We start from the raw sequence: 24,156 nt of genomic DNA, 5'->3' as shown, positions 1-24,156 counted from the left end.
TTACCCACACGTTATCCACAGCAAGGCACCTTGCAATACCCCCCTGACCGCATTATCTTGTATCCCCGGCGCGCGAAACCACTACATGTAGGGTTTTGCTCAAAAAACCAAGCACAAGTCAAAGCAAGAACTCAAGCCCTTGCGGTGTGCTTTTCCTACGTTTTTTGCCCACGAATTCCTTGCCTACCGTTACCTGCGGATGGCCGCAATTTTCGCTCTTTCCTACACCCAGCGTTGAAGGCCCTGGCCTTCCGCGGACAGTTTTTAATGGCTGAGCCAATGATTGGCGTCCAGTCAAACTTATGAACGTGGAGATACTCACCCCATGCTGACCGACACAACTCGCGAGAACTCGCCGGCCAAGGCGCCGCAGGCCAACGATGCCAGTCCGGATCTGGCCGCGACCGCTCCTGGCCAACTGCGCGTGATCAAGCGCAACGGTACCGTGGTCGGCTATACCGACGACAAGATCACCGTGGCCATCACCAAGGCGTTCCTTGCAGTTGAAGGCGGCAACGCTGCCGCCTCGTCGCGCATCCACGACACCGTCGCGCGCCTGACCGAACAGGTCACCGCCACGTTCAAGCGGCGCATGCCATCGGGTGGCACCATCCACATCGAGGAAATCCAGGACCAGGTCGAACTGGCCCTGATGCGTGCCGGCGAGCAGAAAGTCGCCCGCGACTACGTGATCTACCGCAACGAACGCTCCAAGGAACGCGCCACCCGCACCCCGGCCGACGCACCGGTCGAAGCGCATCCCAGCATTCGCATCACCAAGGCCGACGGCAGCCTGGCGCCGCTGGACATGGGTCGCCTGAACACCATCATCAGCGAAGCCTGCGAAGGCCTGGCCGAAGTCGACGGCGGTCTGATCCAGAAAGAAACCCTGAAGAACCTGTACGACGGCGTGGCCCTGACGGACGTCAACACCGCCCTGGTGATGACCTCGCGTACTCTGGTCGAGCGCGAGCCGAACTACTCGTTCGTCACTGCCCGCCTGCTGATGGACACCCTGCGCGCCGAAGGCCTGAGCTTCCTGGAAGTGGCCGAGAGCGCCACTCACCACGAAATGGTCGATATGTACGCCAAGGCCCTGCCTTCGTACATCGCCAAGGGTATCGAATTCGAACTGCTGAACCCCGTGCTGGCCACCTTCGACCTGGAAAAACTGGGCCGAGCGATCAACCACGAGCGCGATCAGCAATTCACCTACCTGGGCCTGCAGACCCTGTACGACCGTTACTTCATCCACAAGGATGGCGTGCGTTTCGAACTGCCGCAGATCTTCTTCATGCGCGTGGCCATGGGCCTGGCGATCGAAGAGAAGAACAAGGAAGATCGCGCGATCGAGTTCTACAACCTGTTGTCGTCCTTCGACTACATGGCCTCGACCCCGACCCTGTTCAACGCCGGTACCCTGCGTCCGCAGCTGTCCAGCTGCTACCTGACCACCGTGCCGGACGACCTGTCGGGTATCTACGGCGCCATCCACGACAACGCCATGCTGTCCAAATTCGCCGGCGGCCTGGGCAACGACTGGACACCCGTGCGCGCACTGGGCTCGTACATCAAGGGCACCAACGGTAAATCACAAGGCGTCGTGCCGTTCCTGAAAGTGGTCAACGACACCGCCGTTGCAGTCAACCAGGGCGGCAAGCGCAAGGGCGCAGTCTGCGCGTACCTGGAAACCTGGCACCTGGACATCGAAGAATTCATCGAGCTGCGCAAGAACACCGGTGACGATCGCCGTCGTACCCACGACATGAACACCGCCAACTGGATCCCCGACCTGTTCATGAAGCGCGTCTTCGACGACGGCAAGTGGACCCTGTTCTCGCCCAACGAAGTGCCTGATCTGCACGACCTGACCGGCAAGGCCTTCGAGGAGCGCTACGAGTATTACGAAGCGCTGACCGAGTACAACAAGATCAAGGTGTTCAAGACCGTCCAGGCCAAAGACCTGTGGCGCAAGATGCTGTCGATGCTGTTCGAAACCGGCCACCCATGGTTGACCTTCAAGGACCCGTGCAACCTGCGCTCGCCGCAGCAGCATGTCGGCGTGGTCCACAGCTCGAACCTGTGCACCGAGATCACCCTGAACACCAACAAGGATGAAATCGCGGTCTGCAACCTGGGCTCGATCAACCTGCCGAACCACATCGCCGACGGCAAGCTGGACACCGCCAAGCTCGAGCGCACCATCAACACCGCCGTGCGCATGCTCGACAACGTGATCGACATCAACTACTACTCGGTCCCGCAGGCGCGCAACTCCAACTTCAAGCACCGTCCAGTCGGACTGGGCATCATGGGCTTCCAGGACGCGCTGTACAAACAGCACATCCCGTACGGTTCGGATGCTGCGGTCGAGTTCGCCGACAAGTCGATGGAAGCGGTCAGCTACTACGCCATCCAGGCGTCCTGCGACCTGGCCGACGAGCGTGGCGCCTACGAGACGTTCCAGGGTTCGCTGTGGTCCAAGGGCATCCTGCCGCTGGATTCGCAACAGATCCTGATCGAAGCCCGTGGCCAGAAGTACATCGATGTCGACCTCAACGAATCCCTGGACTGGGCGCCGGTTCGTGCCCGTGTGCAGAAAGGCATTCGCAACTCGAACATCATGGCCATCGCACCGACCGCGACCATCGCCAACATCACCGGCGTGTCGCAGTCGATCGAGCCGACCTACCAGAACCTGTACGTGAAATCGAACCTGTCGGGCGAATTCACCGTGATCAACCCCTACCTGGTTCGCGACCTCAAAGAACGCGGCCTGTGGGACTCGGTCATGATCAATGACCTGAAGTACTACGATGGCTCGGTGCAGCAGATCGAACGCATCCCGCAGGAACTCAAAGAGCTCTACGCGACTGCTTTCGAAGTGGACACCAAGTGGATCGTCGATGCCGCCAGCCGTCGCCAGAAGTGGATCGACCAGGCTCAGTCGCTGAACCTGTACATCGCCGGTGCCTCGGGCAAGAAGCTCGACGTGACTTACCGCATGGCCTGGTACCGTGGTCTGAAAACCACCTACTACCTCCGTGCCCTGGCCGCGACCAGCACCGAGAAGTCGACCATCAGCACCAGCAAGCTCAACGCCGTGTCCAGCGGTGGCGACAGCGCGCCGATGCAAGCCGCACCAGCCGGCCCGGCGCCTGTGCCGAAAGCCTGCGCGATCGACGAGCCGGATTGCGAAGCCTGCCAGTAATTCACTTCGTACACATCTGACTGACGCCTACCCTCCAACCCCATGAAATACGCTGGGTTGGGGGGTTACACCTCGTATGCCCTCCCTATGCTCGGCGCCCGATCCAGCTAGCGCCAGATTTGGATGTGAAAAATCCGGACTTCGCTCCAAAGAAGATTCGTCCATCACATCTCGCCTATCCGATCCAACTCCTGCTTTAATTCCTGCGGTCCAAGCGCCGAATGATCCAGACTGAAAAACGCTTCGAAGCGCTTTTTGATCTGGAGAACTGTCGCGTCAAATGCTGCCTGTATTGCGCTGTCTGACCCTTCCACGTCAGACGGATCGGCAAGGCCCCAATGGCTTTTGATGGCAGGCCCAAAATACACTGGACAGGGTTCGCCCCCCGCTTTGTCGCACACGGTGATCACAACATCCGGTGGTGAGTCTGAAAATACCTCGGAGCCCTTGCTGTAGAGACCTGTGGTGTCGATACCCAGCGCTTGCAGCGTGCTCACAGCGCGAGGGTTGAGCTGACCGCTTGGGAAGCTGCCTGAACTGACGGCGCTAAAGCCGCTCGGTGCAAGATAGTTGAACAGCCCCTCCGACAGAACACTGCGGCAGCTGTTTGCCGTACACATGAAGAGCACTTTCATCGTTTTCTCCTAGACAGGGATGCTGAGGCGCAACGCCAGTGCCACTAGCGTTACCAGCAAGATCGGAAAGGTGAGGATACTTCCGACTTTGAAGTAGTAGCCCCAGCTGATGCGGATGTTTTTCTGGGCCAGAACATGCAGCCACAACAGCGTGGCGAGGCTGCCGATGGGCGTGATCTTCGGGCCAAGATCGCAACCGATGACGTTCGCGTAGATCATGGCCTCACGCAGCAGGCCCGTAGCGTCACTGCCCTGAATGGACAGCGCACCGATGAGCACACTCGGCATGTTGTTCATGATCGAGGACAGCAGCGCAGCGGTCATGCCCGTGCCCAAGGTAGCGGCCCACAGTCCGTGCTCGGCGAATGTGTTCAGCAAGGCCGAGAGCGAGTCGGTCAGCCCTGCATTGCGCAGGCCATAGACCACCAGATACATGCCCAGTGAGAACACGACGATTTGCCAGGGCGCGTGCTTGATGACCTTTCTCGTGGAGATGATGTGACCTTTGCCGGCGATGACCAGCAGAATCACCGCACACGCAGCAGCAACGGCGCTGATGGGGATACCCAACGGCTCCAGTGCAAATAGACCCACCAGCAGCAAGGCCAGTACCCACCACCCGGCAATAAAGGTGGCACGGTCACGAATCGCCGCTTCTGGGGCCTCGAGCTGATTCGCGTCGTACTGGCCGGGAATGTCCTTGCGGTAGAAGAGCCAAAGCATGAACAGCGTCGCGGCCACCGCCACCAGGTTCACTGGCCACATGACAGAAGCGTACTCGCCAAAACCAACGCCAAAAAAGTCTGCCGAGACGATATTGACCAGATTGGACACCACCATGGGCAGACTGGCGGTATCGGCGATGAAACCGGCAGCCATCACGAATGCCAGGGTCGATGCAGGACTAAACCGCAGCGCCGTCAGCATCGCGATAACGATGGGAGTGAGGATCAGTGCTGCACCGTCGTTGGCGAACAGTGCAGAGACGGCTGCACCGAGCAGAATCATCAGCGCAAACAGGCGTCCGCCTTTGCCTCGGCCCCAGCGGGCTACATGAAGCGCTGCCCATTTGAAGAAACCCGCCTCATCCAGTAGCAAACTGATGATGATCACGGCAATGAAGGTCGCGGTGGCGTTCCAGACGATGTGCCATACAACCGGTACATCCTCCAGGCTGACCACGCCCGTCAGGAGTGCCAGAACTGCACCTGATGCTGCGCTCCAGCCGACGCCTAAGCCCCTTGGTTGCCAGATCACAAAGACGAGCGTAACTACAAAAATCGAGGCAGCGATGAGCATGGGCATGTTCCGGATCAGAAGGTCAGCAGCAGGAGGCTTGGCGCACGGGTCTGTCTTCCATGGCAGCGAGCCGTCCCTGATGGTCGCTAACCCAGCACTGGTGAGCCTGCATAGTGATGCTCAGAACATCCAGCGCCCATTGTTCAAGCTCGGGATGCAGTCGGTAGTAAACCCACTGCCCCTGCCTTCGATCTGCGAGTAACCCGCAGGCCCGAAGCTGGGCGAGGTGTCTCGAAACTTTCGACTGGTTATCGTCCAGTGCCCAGATCAACTCGCATACGCACAGCTCACCTTCAGCCGAAAGCATGAGCATGATCCGAGCGCGAGTTTCATCCCCAAGGCACTTGAAGAAGGTGTGAGGTGGAAGGTTCATGAACAATCGACCAGAATATGTGGATAATCGAATATGCAAATATAGACGCTTCAGCTCGCTTACACAAACGACAAACTGACGGGGCTTGATGATCTGGGTACCAATACTCGCGGATCACTTCAAAGGCAGCGATACGGCGAGATCAAGCGCTGCTCGCTAGACCTCGACGCCCGCCTCACGGTAACGTGAAGCGGGCTCATCTGTGCCAGGTTTCGGCTTGCACATCCAGAAACACCGCCTACGGAACCTTCCCCCAGGTTACCCGTCAACCCATCGAACCCACTCACGGATTGGTCACCACCATGAAAACCACCGCCGCCCTGCTCTTGGCCTGTCTGGCCACCCCAGCCTTCGCTGCCGAGATGTCGCACAGTAATGGCGACATGACGCCGATGCAGCATGAATACATGATGAGCATGGAAACCATGCAGAAATCTATGCACGAAGGCGGCATGGAAAAAGACGCCGACGTCGCCTTCGCCAAAGGCATGCTGGCCCACCATAAAGCGGCAGTGGACATGGCCAAGATCGAACTCAAATACGGCAAGGACGCCGAGATGCGCAAGCTGGCAGAAGAAATCATCAAAGCCCAACAGGCCGAGATCGACCAGATGGAAGCATGGGTCAAGAAGCATCAGAAGTGATTCGAAAGCTTGGCCGGTAGTACCGGCCATTTCGAGGTAAGCTTTCACCCCTCCCCGCTCGAACCCCACCTTCAAGGAGTCCGCCCATGAGCAACCGCCAAAGCGAGATCGCTGCCGCCCTGGCCGTGGTCCCCCCGTTCGCCGACGACCACGCCATCGACCAGGAAATCGAACGCCGCAAGGCGTTCATCAAGCAGTGCCTGACAGCGGCGGGCTTGAAGGTCCTGGTGCTGGGCATCAGCGGCGGCGTCGATTCGCTCACGGCCGGGCGCCTGGCACAGCTCGCGATCGAGGAACTGCGCGCGAGCACGGGTGACACGGACTACCGATTCATCGCCGTGCGCCTGCCCTACAACGTGCAGCACGACGAGGACGACGCAGCGGCCTCCATGCGCTTCATTCGCGCCGATGTCGAAGAAACGGTCAACATTGCCAGCGCCGTACAAGGCTTGGCTCAGCAGATCACCCAGCTGCACGAGCTGAGCGACGCCCGTCGCGACTTCGTCATGGGCAACGTCAAGGCGCGAGTGCGCATGGTCGCGCAATACACCATTGCCAACGCCAACAATGGCCTGGTGATCGGCACGGACCATGCGGCCGAAGCGGTCATGGGCTTCTTCACCAAATTCGGTGACGGCGCCTGCGATCTCACACCCTTGAGCGGCCTGGTGAAGAACCAGGTGCGCGCCATCGCCCGCCGCCTGGGCGCGCCGGACAACCTGGTGATGAAGGTACCCACGGCCGACCTCGAAGAACTGCGCCCCGGCAAGCCTGATGAGGACGCCCATGGGGTGAGCTACAAGCAGATCGACGCGTTCCTGCACGGCGAACCCGTGGGCGACGAAGCCTACGCGATCATCGTCAAGGCCTACGACCAGACCCTTCACAAGCGCGAGTTGCCGTTTGCGCCTTGATTTCCTTCGATTGCGCAGTTGATCATCTCCGGAGGTCAGGGAGATCAACACACAATGAAATTGCATCAACTGCGCGCGCTCGTCTGCATTCATGAAACCGGCAGCCTGCAAGACGCCTCGCAGGTGCTTCACCTGACGCAGTCAGCGTTGAGCCGGTCGATGAAAGAGCTCGAGAGTCAGCTGGGGGTGACGCTTCTGGTTCGCTCCAACAAAGGAATGAGTCTCACCGAGCATGGTCAACGCGTGCTCGGTCATGCCCGGCAGGCACTGGAAAGCGTACGGCGGGCGCGCCAGGAAATCGAAGACATGAAAGGCCTGACCGTGAGCGAGATCACCCTTGGGGTGACACCTGTCACGGCGCTACTATCGCCTCTGCAACAGACCCTTTTGCATTTCCAGCAAACCTACCCGAACGCCGCGTTGAAGGTTCTGGAAATGCGCCCTGCGCAACTGTTGCAGCACCTGCGTGACGGCTTGCTGGATTTTGCCCTGACCTCACAGGTACCCAGCCACGCCGTGGGTCTGGACTGGCAGCCATTGTGTCGGATCCCAGGTGTGGTGGCCGTACGCAAAGGCCACCCGCTGCAACATGTTCGCTCCTTGCGCTTGTTTCAGGAAGCGCAGTGGATCAGCGTCGATAGCGTTGCGGATACCCTGTCGCAGTTCAACCAGCTGTTTGCCAGCAGTGCTCTGGGCCGGCCGCGGCGGGTGTTCGAATGCACGGCCATGAACCTGGCGATCAAGATGCTGCTCAACAGCGATTCGGTCATGGTGATAAGCCAGGGAGCATTAGGGCCTGGTCTGGTAGGTCTGGGTGACATGGTCAAGCATCTGCATCCTGTCGAACTCGAGGAATCGGTGCCCGACTACTCCGTCAACATCGTCTGCGTGAACCGAAGCTACCTGACACGGGCGGCAGGACTGTTGTTCACCCAATTGCAAAGCGGTTTCGCGGTAGAGCACTCGACGTCGAACGCTTTATGAGCCATCCAGACAGAGTGAAACGCAGTTTATCCTTGCGGCTTTCTCAAGCCCTTGCGATTGCAGACACCCGCTGGTTTGATCCGCGAACCACGCCGATCATCGATAAAATGCCAACGAACCTGCACTTATTACAGGCTGATCCTCGAAGGACCAGTTACCAGACTGCACTTCTGCTGCCCTTCATCTGAGGGATTCCGGAGTCATTCAACCTCAATGGCCAGAACCGGATCGCTACCTGCTACACCTACCCCAACCAACGCTTAACCCCTTGAATAAAAGTGATGTGCGCTGGGCGAACCCGTACTCGACACTTGCCGGTAATTCGACTCCCGGTACAGGCATTCATCATGAACAGCACTTCTGCCAGCGACTCGCCTGCTCTTCCCAGCCATGCCATACGGCAGCCGGCGTCACCGCAGATGCGACGGGTGATTTTTGCGTCATCCCTGGGCAATGGCCTGGAAATCTATGACTTCACCGTCTACAGCTTCTTCGCGGTCATTATCGGTCAGCTTTTCTTCCCCAGTGGTTCGGCTGTGGCATCGTTGCTGATGTCCCTGGCCACGTTTGCGGTCGGCTTCGTCATGCGCCCCCTGGGCGCGCTGCTGATCGGACGGGTCGCCGATCGTCGCGGACGCAAGGCCGCATTGTCGCTGACCATCGCGCTGATGACACTGGGCACCGGCATCATCGCGTTCACCCCGACCTACGCCAGCATCGGTATCAGCGCCAGTGTCCTGCTGGTGGTCGCCCGGCTATTGCAAGGGCTATCGGTGGGCGGCGAGGTGGGCTGTGCCTCGGCCTTTCTCATGGAGTCGGGACGCGCCGACCACCGCTGCTTCATGGTCAGTTGGCAGGGCGCCAGTCAAGGCGCCGCAGCATTATTGGGTGCGGGCACGGGTTTGCTTCTGACCAGCAGCCTGAGCCACGAATCACTGCTCAGTTGGGGGTGGCGAGTGCCGTTCGTGATCGGCCTGCTGATCGGTCCGGTGGGATGGTACATCCGCCAGCACCTGAACGAAACGCACACGGCCACGGCTACGGCCTGCTCCCTGGCGCAGCTACTGCGTACCCATGGCCGCACCCTGGCCATGGGCATGGGCTGGATGGCCGCGCCCACCGTGACGATGTACATGGTGGTCTACTACATGCCTACCTACCTGACACAAACCCTGGGGCGGCCGCAGAGCTTCGGATTTGCCCTGGTTGCCCTGGCCAGTGCATTGCTGGCCGTCATCACGCCCATTGCCGGCCGGTATGCGGACCGCTTCACGCGTCGCAAGCCATTGCTCTATGCCGTCACGGCTCTGGCCATGCTGACCGTGTACCCGTCCTTCATCCTGCTGAGTCAGGAAAACACGCTGCTGTGCGTCCTGGCCATCACCTTGCTGATTCTACCGCTGGCCATAGGCCTGGCACCGAGCATGGCCATGCTGATGGAGGCTTTCCCTCGAGACCAAAGGGTCACCGGCCTGTCGATCATGTACAGCTTCGGCGTGACGCTGTTCGGTGGCTTTTCACCTTTGCTGGTGACTTGGCTGATCGGTATGACCGGCAACCCGCTAACGCCAGCCCTGTATCTGACGGCTGCTGTCACCTTGGCCCTGTGCGTCCTGCGTTGGTTTCCAGAACATCCCGGCCGTGACTGAACAAGAACAAAAAAGGAGAGGCACATGAGTAACGCGACGATCTACCCCGAATTGGAAAACAGCGCGCCGCGCTTCGCCGAATTGCGTCGGGAAATTCACCGACACCCCGAACTGGGTACCCAAACACGTCACACCGCCACATTGGTGGCTGACCGCTTGCGCGCCTGGGGCTATGAAGTGCACAGGGACGTCGGTCAGGGCGTGGTAGGCGTGCTCAGACGTGGCAGTGCGGGACGCAGCCTGGGCATCCGCGCCGACATGGACGCCCTGCCCATTACCGAAAACACCGGATTGCCCTGGGCCAGCCAGCACCCCGGCCGCATGCACGCCTGCGGTCATGACGGCCATACCGCAACCCTGTTGGCCGCGGCTGAGCACCTGGCCTGGCACGGCCAATTCCAGGGCACACTGCACGTTATCTTCCAGCCTGATGAAGAGGGTTTGACCGGCGCCCGCTCGATGATCGAAGCCGGCCTGTTCGATCGGTTCCCCTGCGATGCGGTGTATGCCCTGCACAACATGCCCGGCCTGCCGGTGGGCCAGGCCGTAGTTCAGCAAGGCGAATTCATGGCGTCATCCGAGCAGGTGCTCATCACATTGGTCGGGCGCGGCGGGCATGGCGCCATGCCCGAACGTGCCATTGACCCGATCCCGGCCTTGGCAGGGATCATCACCGCGCTACAGACGGTCATCTCACGCAATCTTTCTACCAGTGATGCAGCGGTGCTGAGCGTCGGCAAGGTCAACGCAGGTACCGTGTACAACATTATTCCGGAGACGGCCACCTTGATGCTGAGCGTCCGCACGGCCGATCCCGCCGTGCGGGACAGGGTCGAGAGGCGAATCCGCGAAATCGTCCACGGGCAAGCTGCCAGTTTCGGGGTCGAAGCGATCATCGAGTACACACTGTTGGCGCCAGTTCTGGTCAATACGCCTGCCGAAACACAGCGGCTGTATGCGTCAGCGTGCTCGGTGCTGGGTGCGGAAAACGTGCTGGAGCGCATGCCGGTACGGCTGATGGGCAGCGAGGATTTTGCCTGGATGCTCAACGAGCGTCCAGGCTGCTACTTCGTGCTGGGCAATGGCACCGGTTCGTTCAACGGCTGTTCGGTTCACAACGATCGGTACGACTTCAATGACGCGGTCATCCCCATCGGCGCCGCTTGCTGGGTAAACCTTGTGGAAAGCTATCTGCATGCCGCAGATGATTAGGCCCTGCTGGCCGCCTGGATCAACGCCTTCATCTCTGCCACTGCCGCCTTGAACCCCACGAACAGTGCGTGGGCGACCAGCGCGTGACCGATGTTCAACTCGTTCACACCGCGAATCGCCGCTACCGCTTGAACGTTGTGATAGTGCAGGCCATGGCCGGCATTGACGATCAAGCCCTGCCCCAAGCCGAAGCCGACGCCGTCGACGATACGCTGCAGCTCATCGGCGACTTCGGTCGGGGTCTGAGCGTCGGCGTAACGGCCAGTGTGCAGTTCGATCGCCGGAGCGCCGACCCGTTTCGAGGCTTCGATCTGGCGTTCGTCGGCATCGATGAACAATGACACTTCGCAACCCAGCTTGCTCAGGCGCTCGACGGCGGCCTTGATCTTGGCTTCCTGGCCAGCGACGTCCAGGCCGCCTTCGGTGGTCAGCTCTTCGCGGGTTTCGGGCACCAGGCACACATGGGCCGGGCGAATCTGCTCGGCGAAGGTCAGCATTGCCTCGGTCACGCCCATTTCGAAATTCATGCGGGTCTGCAAGACGTCCTTGAGCAGCAGCACATCGCGCGGCTGGATGTGCCGGCGGTCTTCGCGCAGGTGCACGGTGATGCCGTCGGCCCCCGCTTCCTCGGCGTCGAGCGCGGCCTTGACCGGGTCGGGATAGCGCGTGCCACGGGCCTGGCGCAAGGTGGCCACGTGATCGATGTTGACGCCCAACAGAATGCGGTTACAGGTATCCACGAGAACTCTCCGAAAAATCCAGGCCCACAGCATACGTGGTGCTCAGGGCTTGCGAAACAGCTCACGGCTGACCAACGGGCGACCGCCCAGGTGCACGGCCAAGGCCTGGCGCATCAGGCGCTTGGCGGCGGCCAGCGCACCCGGCGTTTCCCAACTGGCCTGGGCCATGGCAAGTAATTCGGCGCCCTGAAACAGCCCAGGTTGCAACAACTCGACTCGCTCCAGCCCCGCGTCGACTAGTAAGCGGTACAAACCATCGGTTGCCACCGGGTCACCCATGACGTCCACGTCCAGGGCGAAGCCATAGCCGAGCTGGTCCAGCAGGCGCCACTCGAACGAGCGCAACAGCGGCTCCAGAGGCCGCCCTGCGGCGAGCGCTTGCAAGGTGGCGGCATAGTGCTCGAACAGATGTGGGTGAGGGTCTTCGCTGGGCAACAGGCGAATGATCAGTTCGTTGAGGTACAAGCCGCTGAACAGCGCGTCACCGAGCATCCACACGGCCACGCCGGCAGACTCCATGCGCGAGACGTTCTTGAGCTCGCCCCTGCCGCGAAACTCGACTTCCAGTGGCACGAAAGGCCGCGCCAGGGTGCCAGCCTTGCCACGCGCATTGCGCAGCACGGCCCGCAGTCGGCCCTGGGGGGTGAGGAAGTCGACCAGGGCGCTGGTTTCGCGGTAGGCACGCGAGTGCAGGACGTAGGCGGGTTGTGGCGTTGGGGGATTGGACATGACTTACGCAAACCTGTAGCAGCGGCGCAAGCCGCGTCACGAACCCACGCGAACGAACAGAAGATCTGCTGCGCCCTTTGACGCGGCTTGCGCCGCTGCTACAGGGGATCGCTCGCGGTGCGGAATTACTGGTCGTTATACCCCAGCGAACGCAGGGCCCGCTCGTCATCGGACCAGCCGCCCTTCACCTTCACCCACAGGTTGAGCATGACCTTGGAGTCGAACAGCACTTCCATGTCCTTGCGCGCTTCCATGCCGATACGCTTGATGCGCTCGCCCTTGTCGCCAATGATGATCTTCTTCTGACCATCGCGCTCGACCAGGATCAACGCATGTATGTGCAGAGTCTTGCCCTGCTGCTTGAACTCTTCGATCTCGACGGTGATCTGGTACGGCAGCTCCGCACCCAGCTGGCGCATGATCTTCTCGCGCACCAGTTCGGCGGCCAGGAAGCGGCTACTGCGGTCGGTGATCTGGTCTTCCGGGAAGAAATGCTTGTTCTCCGGCAGATGCCCGGCGATCACTTTTTCCAGCGCGTCCAGATTGTGCCCCTGCTGTGCGGAAATGGGCACGATCTCGGCGTTCGGCAACTGTTCCTGCAGCCAGGCCAGGTGCGGCATCAGGTCAGCCTTGTCCTCGATGCGGTCAGTCTTGTTGATCGCCAGTATCACCGGGCCCTGCACGTACTGCACGCGCTCCAGTACCAGTTGGTCTTCGTCCGTCCATTTGGTGCGGTCGACCACGAAAATCACCACGTCGACGTCTTTCAACGCCGCCGAGGCGGTCTTGTTCATGTAGCGGTTCAGGGCCTTCTCGTTGCCCTTGTGCATGCCGGGGGTGTCTACGTAGACGGCCTGGATCTCGCCTTCGGTCTTGATGCCCAGCATATTGTGGCGGGTGGTCTGCGGCTTGCGCGACGTGATCGCCAGCTTCTGCCCCAGAATGTGGTTGAGCAGCGTCGACTTGCCGACATTCGGGCGGCCAACGATGGCTACATAGCCACAACGGGTAACGGGTGCATCAGTCATTGCCATTCTCCACGCCCAGGGCGATCAGGGCAGACGCGGCGGCCACCTGTTCGGCGATGCGACGGCTGACGCCCTGGCCCCGGCTTTTCTCATTCAGAAGGACGACTTCACACTCGACGAAAAACTGTCGGCAGTGCGGGTCACCCTGGATATCCACCACTTCATAGCGCGGCAGTTCAGCACCGCGCGACTGCAGAAACTCCTGCAGGCGGGTCTTGGGATCTTTGTTGGTATCGACCAGGGTCAGCCCTTCGAACTGACCTTCCAGCCACGCCAGCACGCGGTCGCGCGCCGCGTCCATGCCCGCGTCCAGATAGATCGCGCCAATCAAGGCCTCGAGGGCATCGGCCAGGATCGATTCGCGGCGAAAACCGCCACTCTTCAACTCCCCCGAGCCCAGGCGCAGATAATCGCCCAGATCGAAGCCACGGGCCAATATGGCCAAGGTTTCGCCCTTGACCAGACGCGCGCGCAGCCGTGAAAGCTGGCCTTCACGGGCTTGCGGAAAGCGCTCGAACAGCGCTTCGCCGGCGACGAAGTTGAGGATGGCATCGCCCAGGAACTCGAGGCGCTCGTTGTTGCGCCCGGCGAAGCTGCGATGGGTCAGTGCCAGCACCATCAGGTCCTGGTCCTTGAAAGTGTAGCCCAGCTGGCGTTCGAGGCGATCCAGGGAAGCGGTCACGGCTTGACCACGCTGAACTGACGATCGAACTTCACTACCACGTCCAGATTCTGGATCAGTGGCTCACGCTTTTCATACTTGAGGTGGGCCTGAAACACATTGCCCGCATCGGTGACGCTCAAAACCTTGTTCAAATCCAGATCCTGAATATTGTTGACCTGCATGGCCCGGCTGACGTGGCCATAAAATTCACCCACCGTATCGATTCGGGTGGACTTGTCGGCACCGACCGATTCGATGGCTTGGGTAAGGGTCCGGTTATCCATGTAGTGCGGCACCAGCTTGAATGCCGTACTCGCCACGAACGCGACCACCGCCAGGGTCAGCAACCAGCCGACGATGGACATGCCTTGCTGAGACTTCATTGCGTTCATGCCGGACACCTCGGAAAACAGTCGGCGCCGTCCATGGACGGCGCCGGGGGCGCTACTTGATCAGCCCGACTCGCGAGAAGTTGGGCAAGTGGCTGAGCTTGGGTTCGGGCCAGCTCATCCAGATGGCAAAGGCCTTGCCGACGATGTTCTGGTCGGGGACCATGCCCAACAGTTCCTTGGGAATCGAGGGGTCATCCCAGTAGCGACTGTCGTTGGAGTTGTCGCGGTTGTCGCCCATCATGAAATAGTGCCCGGCGGGCACCGTCCACTGGCTGTCGGGCGGCGCACGGTAACGAGACATCTCCTGACGGATCACGTGCTCGACCTCACCCAGCTTTTCCTTGTACAGCTCGGCGCTGCCCAGGCTGCCGGGCTCGCTGCCAACCAGTTGCCGGGCGATCAGTTCGCCGTTGACGTACAGCTGCTTGTCCGAGGAGTAGCGGATGCGGTCGCCGGGCAAGCCGATCACGCGCTTGATGTAGTTGACGTTGGGGTCGCTGGGGTAGCGGAACACCATGACGTCGCCGCGCTTGGGGTCGTTGACCTCGATGATCTTCTTGTCCACCACCGGCAGGCGAATACCGTAGGAAAACTTGTTGACCAGAATGAAGTCGCCCACTTCCAGGGTCGGGATCATCGAACCCGAGGGGATCTGGAACGGCTCAACCAGGAACGAGCGCAACACCAGCACGATGAACAGCACTGGAAAGAACGACTTGCCGTATTCGACCAGCAGCGGTTCCTTGTCCAGGCGCTCGACCACCGACGGCTCGGGCTGGCTGACGCTGCCCTCGTAGTTGGCGATCGCAGCCCGGCGCCGCGGCGCCAGGAAGACCAGATCAAGCAAGGCCAGCAGACCGCAAACGGCTACGGCGATAACCAACAACAGCGGGAAATTTAGGGACATAGGACTCGATTATTCCAACCTGAGCACAGCAAGGAAGGCTTCCTGTGGAATTTCCACGTTGCCGACCTGCTTCATGCGTTTCTTACCGGCCTTCTGTTTCTCCAACAGCTTGCGCTTACGGCTCACGTCGCCGCCGTAACACTTGGCCAGTACGTTCTTTCTGAGCGCCTTGACAGTGGTCCGCGCGATCACCTGCCCGCCAATGGCGGCCTGGATTGCCACATCGAACATCTGCCGAGGGATCAGCTCCTTCATCTTCTCGGTCAATGCACGGCCTTTGTAGGCCGCGTTGTCGCGGTGCACGATCAGCGCCAGGGCATCGACCTTGTCGCCGTTGATCAACACATCCAGTTTGACCAGGTTGGCCGACTGGTACCGCTCGAAATGGTAGTCCAGCGAGGCATAGCCGCGGCTGGTGGATTTCAGGCGGTCGAAGAAGTCCAGCACCACTTCGTTCATCGGCAGGTCGTAGCGAACCTGAACCTGGCTGCCAAGGAATTGCATGTCGCGCTGCACGCCGCGTTTCTCGATGCACAGGGTAATGACGTTGCCCAGGTGCTCTTGAGGCACAAGAATAGTCGCCGATACGATCGGCTCGCGGAAGTCTTCCACAGATGAAACATCCGGAAGCTTCGACGGGTTGTCCACATAAATGGTTTCGCCGGTCTTCATGACCACTTCGAAGATCACGCTCGGAGCCGTGGTGATCAGGTCCAGGTCGTACTCGCGCTCCAGGCGCTCCTGGATGATTTCCATGTGCAGCATGCCCAGGAAACCGCAGCGGAAGCCGAAGCCCAGGGCGTCGGAGCTTTCCGGCAGGTACTGCAGCGACGAGTCGTTGAGGGTCAGTTTCTGCAGGGCATCGCGGAAATCTTCGAAGTCTTCCGAGCTGACCGGGAACAGGCCGGCGTAGACCTGTGGCTGGATGCGCTTGAAACCTGGCAGCACTGGCACGTCAGGGGTGCTGCTCAAGGTCAGGGTATCGCCGACCGGCGCACCGTGAATGTCCTTGATGCTGCCGATGATGAAGCCCACTTCGCCAGCTTTCAGGTCGGCCGTTGCGGTATGCTTGGGGGTGAAGACACCGACGCTGTCGACCAGGTGCACCTTGCCGGTGGACTTGACCAGAATCTTGTCGCCCTTCTTCACCCGGCCATGACGCACGCGTACCAGCGAGACGACGCCCAGGTAGTTGTCGAACCAGGAATCGATGATCAAGGCCTGCAAAGGCGCATCAATGTCGCCGGTAGGCGCCGGAATGGTATGCACCAGGCGCTCGAGCACCTCGATCACGCCCATGCCGCTCTTGGCGCTGCACGCCACGGCGTCGGTGGCATCGATACCGATGATCTTCTCGATCTCGTCCTTGACCTTGTCCGGATCGGCCTGGGGCAGGTCCATCTTGTTCAGCACCGGCATCACTTCCAGGCCTTGCTCGATGGCCGTGTAGCAGTTGGCCACGGACTGGGCTTCGACGCCCTGCCCCGCATCGACCACCAGCAGCGCGCCTTCGCAGGCCGCCAGCGAGCGACTGACTTCATAGGTGAAGTCGACGTGGCCCGGGGTGTCGATGAAGTTCAGCTGGTAGGTTTTGCCGTCCTGCGCCTTGTAGTGCAGGGTGACGCTGTGCGCCTTGATGGTGATCCCGCGCTCACGCTCCAGGTCCATGGAGTCCAGGACCTGGGCCTCCATTTCGCGGTCGGCCAGGCCGCCGCACATCTGGATGAACCGATCGGCGAGGGTCGACTTGCCGTGATCGATGTGGGCGATGATGGAGAAATTGCGGATATGACTCAAATCACTCACGGGTCAACACTCAAAAAGGCTGCGGGCCGGACGCCCAACGAAAAATAGCCGGGAATTGTACCTGAATAACGTTCGGGTGTGGGAGCCGGTGGGTTACGGGTGGCAGTGCCGACGTCTTCGCGGGCAGAGTCCCGCTCCCACAAAGCGGCGCACTCCATAAGGTTGTGGGAGCGGGGCTCTGCCCGCGAAGGCCACACCACCGATCACAAAAAAGGCGACCCGAAGGTCGCCTTTCGTTCACCTACCCCAAGCTTATTCGGCCAGCTTGAAGGTAATGAAGCTCGCCCGCCCCTGACGCAGCACGCGCATGGACACCGAACGGTTCTTCGGCAAGCCCTTGGCGATGTCGGCAAATTGCTTCGACGACTCGATGGCCTGGTTGTTCAGGTGGGTGATGACATCGCCAGGCTGCAGGCCGATCAGTGCCGCCGGACCGTCCTGCACTTCCTTGATCACCACACCGCCCTTGAGCTCCAGCGACTTTTTCTGCTCGGCAGTCAGTTCCGCCACCGAAACGCCCAGGCGGTTGCTGCTGCGCTCGGTCTGCGCCTTGGCACCGGCGTCCAGGTCCTGATCGTCGTCGGGCATCGCACCGACGGTCACATCGACCGTGCGACGCTTGCCTTCACGGATCACTTCCAGGCTCGCCTTGGCACCGGCCTTGAGACCGCCCACGAGATGCGGCAGGTCCGCCGACATATCGATCGGCTGGCCATTCATGCTCAGGATCACATCGCCCACCTGCAAGCCACCCTTGGCCGCCGGGCCGTCTTCGAGCACTTGTGCGACCAGCGCGCCGGCCGGCTTGTCCAAGCCGAACGACTCGGCCAGGTCCTTGTTGACCTCCTGAATCACCACGCCCAACCAGCCGCGGCTGACCTTGCCGTCTTTCTTGAGCTGATCCGAAACATCCAGCGCCACGTCGATCGGAATGGCGAAGGACAGACCCATGAAACCACCGGAACGGGTGAAGATCTGCGAGTTGATACCCACGACCTCGCCGTTCATGTTGAACAGCGGGCCGCCCGAGTTGCCTGGGTTGATGGCCACGTCGGTCTGGATGAACGGCACGTAGGCGTCGTTGGGCAACGTACGACCCTTGGCGCTGACGATGCCTTTGGTAACCGAATGATCGAAGCCGAACGGCGAGCCAATGGCCAATACCCATTCGCCTACTTTCAGCTTGGCGGAATCACCCAGCTTCACTGTGGGCAGGTTCTTGCCATCGATTTTCAGCAACGCCACGTCGGTCCGCGGATCGGTGCCGACCAGCTTGGCCTTGAGCTCGCTGCGGTCGGACAGACGCACGATGATCTCGTCCGCGTCGGCGATCACGTGGTTGTTGGTCAGCACGTAGCCATCGGCCGAGACGATGAAACCCGAACCCAGCGATTGCGCTTCGCGCTGCCGATCGCCGCGTTGCGGAGATCGCGGCCCGCCGCGTGGCATGTTGCGCTCGAAGAACTCGCGGAACATCGGCGGCAGGCCTTCCAGGTCCGGCATCTGGCTGGCAGCCACACCGCGGTCCGGCAGTTTCTGCGTGGTACTGATGTTCACCACGGCGGGCGAAGCCTGTTCGACCAGGGTCGTGAAATCAGGCAGCGCTTCAGCCTGGACGCTGGCGATCTGGCCCAGCATCAGCACTGCCGCGAACAGTGAAAGAAAGGGTTTGAAACGTGGTATCGACATACGGCTCCCGTTCGTAACGAGCGTGGTTGAGCAATAGGGTTGTACGGCCGCTGAAACCGGATTCCGCAATGGGCAGAATCCCTACTTCAATGCGGCGCACGACAGCGAACCTGTGGCGACCGAAACGGCCCGCCTCCGAAGCATTGACCTATAAGAAAAAAACCGGCGGTTTGCAACCCGCATAAAACAGGTTTCACATTACCGCGCGACGATTAATCGAGCATGAAGGCGCAGTATCAAATCCTGCAATGCCCTCCCGCAGGCACACTTCAGCGCACGGCATGGACGTCCTGCCGCTGCATCGATAGCGCAATTCGTTCCGCCGTACCCAACGGAATTTCACCCACCACGGTGATCATCAACTCACCGTCCGATGTCTTCAGCCTTCGCGAAACTGCCGCTGTCGGGCCAAGCTGCACGCGGGTGTCGCGCGCCGCAGCACCATTGAGCGGCTCGAGAAACACCGAGAAATGCGCAAGTCCGTCGGCGTACAACAGACTGATGACATTGGCACTGCTGACAGAGGATCTGCGCATGCCGGTGTGCGCCAACTCGAAGCCGGCAGGCACCCACCTGGCCCGCCATGCAAGCAGGCTGGCGGGTACCGATCCACTGTCCGCATGCAACACAGGCTTACAATTTGCCGTGGATTTCAGGTCGGCCAGCACAGGCGCTCCTGGCTGCAAGCGCGTGTACTGCAAGCGCTCGAGCAAGCGGCCCTTGGCGTCGATCAACAAAGACTTGAGCAGCAGCCCCGTGTGCGAATCCAGATGCATCTCGAAGGCATAGCGGTCGCGGTCACGTGGCACCAGTGTAACGACCACAGCGTCGCGCCCGGCTACCCTGGAGGCTCCGGCCACACGCAGTTCGTACCAAGACATCAGTTTGAGCGGGTCGACAGAGGCGATAGCGCCATGGGACAACTGCGCAATCCCTACCAACGAGCGCCCCGTCATGCAGACAGTACGACCATCGGACTGGACACGCTCGGAAGCGACCCCATCGAGCTTGAGCACACGATCCTGCACCGCGCCGTCGCCGACGCGGTGCCAAATCTGGTAGGTAGAAAAGTCACCGTCGCGCTCGTAGACGAACGTACCTTCAAAAGCCTGGGTACGTTCGGCTTGCGCCATCGTTTCCAACCACTGCGCTGCATCGGGTGCAGCGACTGCAGGTGCGGCCAGGCCAATCAGAATTGGCAGAAACAGGGCCGCACGCATGGTTGGAATTAACGGTTTTCCATGCTCGCGGAGCGAGCGGATGGCAGGGCACTGTCAGCACCCTTGGCAGCAGCTTCTTGCGAATGCTGACGCAGGTAGCCCGGCAGACGCTGGTCGTTCAAACCTTCCTCGCCCTTGAGCACACCACTGGCCATCGGGCCGGGTGCGTCGGAGCTGTCAGGCGTGTAACCAGCCAGCACTGCTGGACCTTGCACCATCGGCGTCGACGGCGCCTGCTGCGCAGGCTGTTGCTGAGCGAGCTCGGAACCGGTGATGTCGTCCTGGTTGTACAGGCGAACACCTGCCAGCACGGCAACGGTCACCGAGGCCGCAACGGCCAAACGACCGAGGCTGCGCCACGGGCCGCGAGCAGCCGGTGCCGGGGCCACGTCTTCGGCAATCGCTGCCGAGACTGCAGCCGACAGATCCAGACGCGGATCCAGCAGATCCTTGTGCATGACAGCGCGGGCGAGTTGGTAGCGTGCCCAAGTGGCACGGGTTTCAACATCGTCCAACGCGGTCAGTACCCGACGCAGTTCCAATTCGTCCGCTTCGTTATCCATCACTGCGGACAGCGATTCCTGCAGGGCTTCACGACTCATGGCGTTCCTCTCTTGGCTATCGCCGCTGTCTCAGGATTCCTGCAACAACGGCTGCAGGGCTTTGTCGATGGCTTCCCGGGCACGGAAAATCCGCGACCGTACGGTCCCCACCGGACACTGCATGACACTGGCAATGTCTTCGTAACTCAAACCGTCGAACTCGCGCAGCGTCAACGCCGTGCGCAGGTCTTCGGGCAGCTGCTGGATGGTTCGATGGACGGTGCCCTCGATCTCATCGCGCAGCAAAGAACGTTCCGGGGACTCGAGGTCCTTGAGGCCATGATCGCCGTCATAGAACTCCGCGTCTTCGGAACTTACGTCGCTGTCCGGTGGCCTGCGTCCGCGGGACACCAGATAGTTCTTCGCCGTGTTGATGGCGATGCGATACAGCCACGTGTAGAACGCACTGTCACCGCGGAAATTACCCAATGCGCGGTAGGCCTTGATGAAAGCCTCCTGCGCGACGTCCTGGGCTTCATGGGTGTCGTGCACGAATCGCACGATCAACCCGAGAATCTTGTGCTGGTATTTCAGCACCAACAGATCGAAAGCTCGCCGATCACCGCGTTGTACACGCTCGACCAGCTGCTGATCCTCTTCCTGGGTTAGCATGAACACTCCTCATGGGTCCGGAAGGAGCGTTGCTCAGGCCATCGTTCAGGCTTGCAACCATAGACTCGGGCTATTCGCAAAAGTTCTCCCCTCCAGGCAAGTTTCCCGCAGGCCCGGATCAAGCCTGCACGGAAAGCGCAGCTCGAACATGCCGGGCTGCGCCGATAATCTTTTCACCGATCGCTGTGCACGGGCCAAGCCGGTGCCTGCGTGATTCGGTGCTGTTTCCTTCTTATAGGCAACCTTCTATTGATTGCAGGGGTTCTCGGAAAGTTCCCACAAACACGACGGCATGGCCTGTGCACACGAATGATCGACATCAGAAACTGAAGTGATTCAGCGTCGGCGCTCTGATCAAGACGCTCGTTCACGTAGCGCATGCGCCAATGTGGCTGCTATAAAGGCGGCGCCATATCGGGGCAAGTCGATTCCCCCGTGTGCCGAAGGTGCCGCTATTGTGCCGCTACCCCCTTGGATATACCAGCGGGACGTGCATAACGGGCACGAACGGCACCGTGGCTGGCCAACCATGGAACATTATCTTCGGCATGCGGATGACCTTCGAATGGGCAAGCAACGGCAACACGATGTTCTGGTGATCGGGAGCGGAGCCGCAGGCTTGGGCCTTGCGTTGGCATTGCCCGATACGTTGCGCATCGCGGTCATCAGCAAGGGTGGGCTGGGTGATGGCTCGACGCCCTGGGCCCAGGGTGGTGTTGCCGCCGTACTGGCCAACACCGACACAGTGGAGGCGCACGTCCAGGACACCCTCGACGCAGGCGCCGGCCTGTGCGATGAAGAGGCCGTGCGCTTCACAGTGCAGCACAGCCGCGCGGCGATCCAGTGGCTGGTCGAACTGGGCGTACCCTTTACTCGCGAAGATGAATCGGATCCGGAACACACCGGCTTCCCCTTCCACCTCACCCGCGAAGGCGGACACAGTCAGCGGCGCATCATTCATGCGGCCGATGCCACCGGCGCGGCGATGTTCGACACGCTACTGGCTCAAGCACGCCGACGACCGAACATCGAGCTGCTGGAACACTGTGCCGCTGTCGACCTGATTACCGAACGGCGACTGGGCCGTTCCGAGGATCGCTGCCTGGGCGCCTATGTGCTGGATCACCGCAGCGGCGAGGTGGACACTCACGGGGCGCGCTTCACCGTATTGGCCACCGGCGGCGCCGCCAAGGTCTACCTGTATACCAGCAACCCCGATGGCGCCTGCGGCGATGGCATCGCCATGGCCTGGCGCGCGGGATGTCGCGTGGCCAATCTGGAATTCAACCAGTTCCACCCCACGTGCCTGTACCACCCCCAAGCCAAAAGCTTTCTGATCACCGAAGCGTTGCGCGGTGAAGGCGCCCTGCTCACGCTGGCCAATGGCGAGCGCTTCATGCCGCGCTTCGATGCGCGCGCAGAACTCGCCCCGCGCGATATCGTCGCGCGTGCCATCGACCACGAAATGAAGCGCACGGGCGCCGAATGTGTGTACCTGGACATCAGCCACAAGCCTGCCGAGTTCGTGCGCAGCCATTTCCCCACGGTGTACCAGCGCTGCCTCGAGTTCGGCATCGACATCACCCGCGAGCGAATTCCCGTCGTACCTGCGGCGCACTACACCTGTGGAGGCGTCCTGGTGGACGAGCGCGGTTGCACCGACGTGCCCCACTTGTACGCCATCGGCGAGACCAGCTGCACCGGCCTGCACGGCGCCAATCGCATGGCCAGCAATTCGTTGCTCGAATGCATCGTCTATGCGCGGTCAGCTGCCGAGCACATCGTTGCGCAGCTGGACGAGACCATAGCGCCTGCGCCGTTGCCGCGATGGGATGCGAGCCAGGTGACCGACTCGGACGAAGACGTGATCATCGCCCACAACTGGGATGAGCTGCGCCGCTTCATGTGGGACTACGTAGGCATCGTGCGCACCACGAAACGCTTGCAGCGGGCGCAACACCGAGTGCGCCTGCTGCTCGACGAGATCGACGAGTTCTACAGCAACTACAAAGTCAGCCGCGACTTGATCGAACTGCGCAACCTGGCCCAAGTGGCCGAGCTGATGATCGCGTCGGCCATGCAGCGCAAGGAAAGTCGCGGCCTGCACTACACGCTGGACTACCCGCAGCTGCTGCCACAGGCGCGAGACACTATCCTGCAGCCGCCCACCTTCGCCGGCTGAACTTGAGGCGCAGGCGCAGGCGTCGATGGGTGTCTGCATCCAGGCTGTCGGGCAACACACAGGCGCTGCGCACCCAGCGCTGACCGGCCCGGCGAAAGCGCAGGATGATCACCTGGGGCAGCGCCATGCTGTCCGGACGCAATTGCACCGCCTGCCAGCCATCGGCCTGGGTCCAGACCGACCAGCCGCTGCGATCGCGACGCAGCCCGGTGACGGCCTGGGGGTGGGCCAGTAAAACCTGTCGCGGCAGCACATGAAGCCCATGGGCGATGCACAGCATCCCGGCTGCAAGATGCACGAGCAGTGGCGCCTCCATCAAACCGTTCGCCAGCCATGCGGCAGCCTGCGCCAGCGCGTAGACCACCAGCAGCCGCCGAGACGGCTGCCAGCGGCACTCGAAGCAGTTACTTGGGCTGGACACGGTCCAGGATCATCCGGACCATGCGCTGCAACTCGGGATCCTGGGACTCGTTGCGCTCCATGAACCAGCCGAACATGTCCTGATCTTCACATTCGAGCAGGCGTACGTAGAGGTCGCGATCCACCTGATTCAAGTGGGGATAGACTTCCTTGACGAACGGCACCAGCAACACGTCCAGCTCCAGCATGCCGCGGCGGCTGTGCCAGTAAAGCCGGTTGAGTTCAACGTTTTCGACCATGGGGG

General features: G+C 60.9%; 23 protein-coding genes. 7 read left to right on the top strand and 16 right to left on the bottom strand.

What is annotated here, in order from left to right:
* Positions 1-325: 325 nt before the first annotated feature.
* Entirely contained in the window at positions 326-3,211 is a 2,886-nt protein-coding gene (locus tag LT40_RS04700; RefSeq protein WP_043187097.1) for a ribonucleoside-diphosphate reductase subunit alpha, read from the top strand.
* 164 nt (positions 3,212-3,375) lie between these two features.
* Here the strand turns inward: LT40_RS04700 and LT40_RS04695 are convergent, their stop codons facing one another.
* Genes LT40_RS04695 through LT40_RS04685 form a run of 3 tightly spaced genes read right to left on the bottom strand, consistent with a single transcriptional unit; the run spans position 3,376 to position 5,518 of the window.
* Positions 3,376-3,846 carry an arsenate reductase ArsC gene (locus LT40_RS04695; protein ID WP_043187095.1) on the bottom strand — a complete coding sequence of 157 codons (471 nt, stop codon included), beginning with the start codon at positions 3,844-3,846 and terminating at the stop codon, positions 3,376-3,378.
* 9 nt (positions 3,847-3,855) lie between these two features.
* Positions 3,856-5,145 (bottom strand): arsenic transporter, encoded by a 1,290-nt coding sequence (locus LT40_RS04690; RefSeq protein ID WP_043187093.1) that lies wholly within the window; start codon positions 5,143-5,145, stop codon positions 3,856-3,858.
* A gap of 22 nt (positions 5,146-5,167) precedes the next feature.
* Positions 5,168-5,518 (bottom strand): metalloregulator ArsR/SmtB family transcription factor, encoded by a 351-nt coding sequence (locus tag LT40_RS04685; protein WP_043187091.1) that lies wholly within the window; start codon positions 5,516-5,518, stop codon positions 5,168-5,170.
* A 302-nt stretch (positions 5,519-5,820) separates the two neighbouring features.
* Between LT40_RS04685 and copM the strand changes: the two genes are divergently transcribed.
* The 5 genes from copM to LT40_RS04660 all read left to right on the top strand — a co-directional run bounded on the left by copM (position 5,821) and on the right by LT40_RS04660 (position 10,921).
* Entirely contained in the window at positions 5,821-6,162 is a 342-nt protein-coding gene (gene copM, locus LT40_RS04680; RefSeq protein WP_043187088.1) for a CopM family metallochaperone, read from the top strand.
* Between the two features lie 86 nt (positions 6,163-6,248).
* A complete protein-coding gene (gene nadE, locus LT40_RS04675; RefSeq protein WP_043187086.1) occupies positions 6,249-7,076 on the top strand; it encodes an ammonia-dependent NAD(+) synthetase in 828 nt (275 codons plus the stop codon).
* A 54-nt stretch (positions 7,077-7,130) separates the two neighbouring features.
* The gene (locus LT40_RS04670; RefSeq protein ID WP_043187083.1) at positions 7,131-8,060 is read left to right on the top strand and encodes a LysR family transcriptional regulator; all 930 of its coding nucleotides are present in this window, start codon (positions 7,131-7,133) and stop codon (positions 8,058-8,060) included.
* A gap of 347 nt (positions 8,061-8,407) precedes the next feature.
* The gene (locus LT40_RS04665; protein ID WP_148308512.1) at positions 8,408-9,709 is read left to right on the top strand and encodes an MFS transporter; all 1,302 of its coding nucleotides are present in this window, start codon (positions 8,408-8,410) and stop codon (positions 9,707-9,709) included.
* A 24-nt stretch (positions 9,710-9,733) separates the two neighbouring features.
* A complete protein-coding gene (locus tag LT40_RS04660; protein ID WP_043187081.1) occupies positions 9,734-10,921 on the top strand; it encodes a M20 aminoacylase family protein in 1,188 nt (395 codons plus the stop codon).
* Here LT40_RS04660 and pdxJ read toward each other — a convergent pair.
* The 11 genes from pdxJ to rpoE all read right to left on the bottom strand — a co-directional run bounded on the left by pdxJ (position 10,918) and on the right by rpoE (position 21,310).
* Positions 10,918-11,694 carry a pyridoxine 5'-phosphate synthase gene (gene pdxJ, locus LT40_RS04655; RefSeq protein ID WP_148308511.1) on the bottom strand — a complete coding sequence of 259 codons (777 nt, stop codon included), beginning with the start codon at positions 11,692-11,694 and terminating at the stop codon, positions 10,918-10,920. The genes LT40_RS04660 and pdxJ overlap by 4 nt on opposite strands.
* Positions 11,695-11,703: 9 nt before the next feature.
* On the bottom strand, positions 11,704-12,390 hold the full coding sequence (gene recO, locus LT40_RS04650) for a DNA repair protein RecO (RefSeq protein ID WP_043187077.1): 687 nt from the start codon (positions 12,388-12,390) through the stop codon (positions 11,704-11,706).
* Between the two features lie 125 nt (positions 12,391-12,515).
* The gene (gene era, locus LT40_RS04645; protein ID WP_043187075.1) at positions 12,516-13,418 is read right to left on the bottom strand and encodes a GTPase Era; all 903 of its coding nucleotides are present in this window, start codon (positions 13,416-13,418) and stop codon (positions 12,516-12,518) included.
* Complete coding sequence (gene rnc / locus LT40_RS04640; RefSeq protein ID WP_043187072.1) at positions 13,411-14,100, bottom strand: ribonuclease III; 690 nt, start codon at positions 14,098-14,100, stop codon at positions 13,411-13,413. Before rnc ends, era begins: the two co-directional genes overlap by 8 nt.
* Positions 14,097-14,474: a DUF4845 domain-containing protein gene (locus LT40_RS04635; RefSeq protein ID WP_043187070.1), complete on the bottom strand. Its 378-nt coding sequence runs from the start codon at positions 14,472-14,474 to the stop codon at positions 14,097-14,099. The genes rnc and LT40_RS04635 overlap by 4 nt, the downstream gene beginning before the upstream one ends.
* 52 nt (positions 14,475-14,526) lie before the next feature.
* Entirely contained in the window at positions 14,527-15,381 is an 855-nt protein-coding gene (gene lepB / locus LT40_RS04630) for a signal peptidase I (RefSeq protein ID WP_043187067.1), read from the bottom strand.
* Between the two features lie 9 nt (positions 15,382-15,390).
* Positions 15,391-17,187 carry a translation elongation factor 4 gene (lepA, locus tag LT40_RS04625; RefSeq protein WP_043187066.1) on the bottom strand — a complete coding sequence of 599 codons (1,797 nt, stop codon included), beginning with the start codon at positions 17,185-17,187 and terminating at the stop codon, positions 15,391-15,393.
* A 252-nt stretch (positions 17,188-17,439) separates the two neighbouring features.
* A complete protein-coding gene (locus LT40_RS04620; RefSeq protein WP_237749312.1) occupies positions 17,440-18,825 on the bottom strand; it encodes a DegQ family serine endoprotease in 1,386 nt (461 codons plus the stop codon).
* Positions 18,826-19,145: 320 nt separating this feature from the next.
* Positions 19,146-20,096 (bottom strand): MucB/RseB C-terminal domain-containing protein, encoded by a 951-nt coding sequence (locus tag LT40_RS04615; RefSeq protein ID WP_043187060.1) that lies wholly within the window; start codon positions 20,094-20,096, stop codon positions 19,146-19,148.
* 8 nt (positions 20,097-20,104) lie between these two features.
* Entirely contained in the window at positions 20,105-20,698 is a 594-nt protein-coding gene (locus LT40_RS04610; protein WP_043187057.1) for a sigma-E factor negative regulatory protein, read from the bottom strand.
* A 30-nt stretch (positions 20,699-20,728) separates the two neighbouring features.
* Positions 20,729-21,310: an RNA polymerase sigma factor RpoE/AlgU gene (rpoE, locus tag LT40_RS04605; protein ID WP_011535354.1), complete on the bottom strand. Its 582-nt coding sequence runs from the start codon at positions 21,308-21,310 to the stop codon at positions 20,729-20,731.
* A gap of 565 nt (positions 21,311-21,875) precedes the next feature.
* On the opposite strand from rpoE, the gene nadB reads away from it, so the two are divergent.
* Positions 21,876-23,492 (top strand): L-aspartate oxidase, encoded by a 1,617-nt coding sequence (gene nadB / locus LT40_RS04600; protein WP_043187054.1) that lies wholly within the window; start codon positions 21,876-21,878, stop codon positions 23,490-23,492.
* Here the strand turns inward: nadB and LT40_RS04595 are convergent.
* On the bottom strand, positions 23,461-23,913 hold the full coding sequence (locus LT40_RS04595; RefSeq protein ID WP_043187052.1) for a protein YgfX: 453 nt from the start codon (positions 23,911-23,913) through the stop codon (positions 23,461-23,463). The two genes, nadB and LT40_RS04595, sit on opposite strands and share 32 nt — an antisense overlap.
* Positions 23,897-24,151, bottom strand: coding sequence for an FAD assembly factor SdhE (locus LT40_RS04590; protein ID WP_043187050.1), 255 nt, complete (start codon positions 24,149-24,151; stop codon positions 23,897-23,899). Before LT40_RS04590 ends, LT40_RS04595 begins: the two co-directional genes overlap by 17 nt.
* Between the last annotated feature and the right edge of the window lie 5 nt (positions 24,152-24,156).

Origin of the sequence: Pseudomonas rhizosphaerae (assembly GCF_000761155.1) — a bacterium.
Taxonomy (GTDB): domain Bacteria; phylum Pseudomonadota; class Gammaproteobacteria; order Pseudomonadales; family Pseudomonadaceae; genus Aquipseudomonas; species Aquipseudomonas rhizosphaerae.
This window is presented reverse-complemented; position numbering and strand designations above follow the sequence as displayed.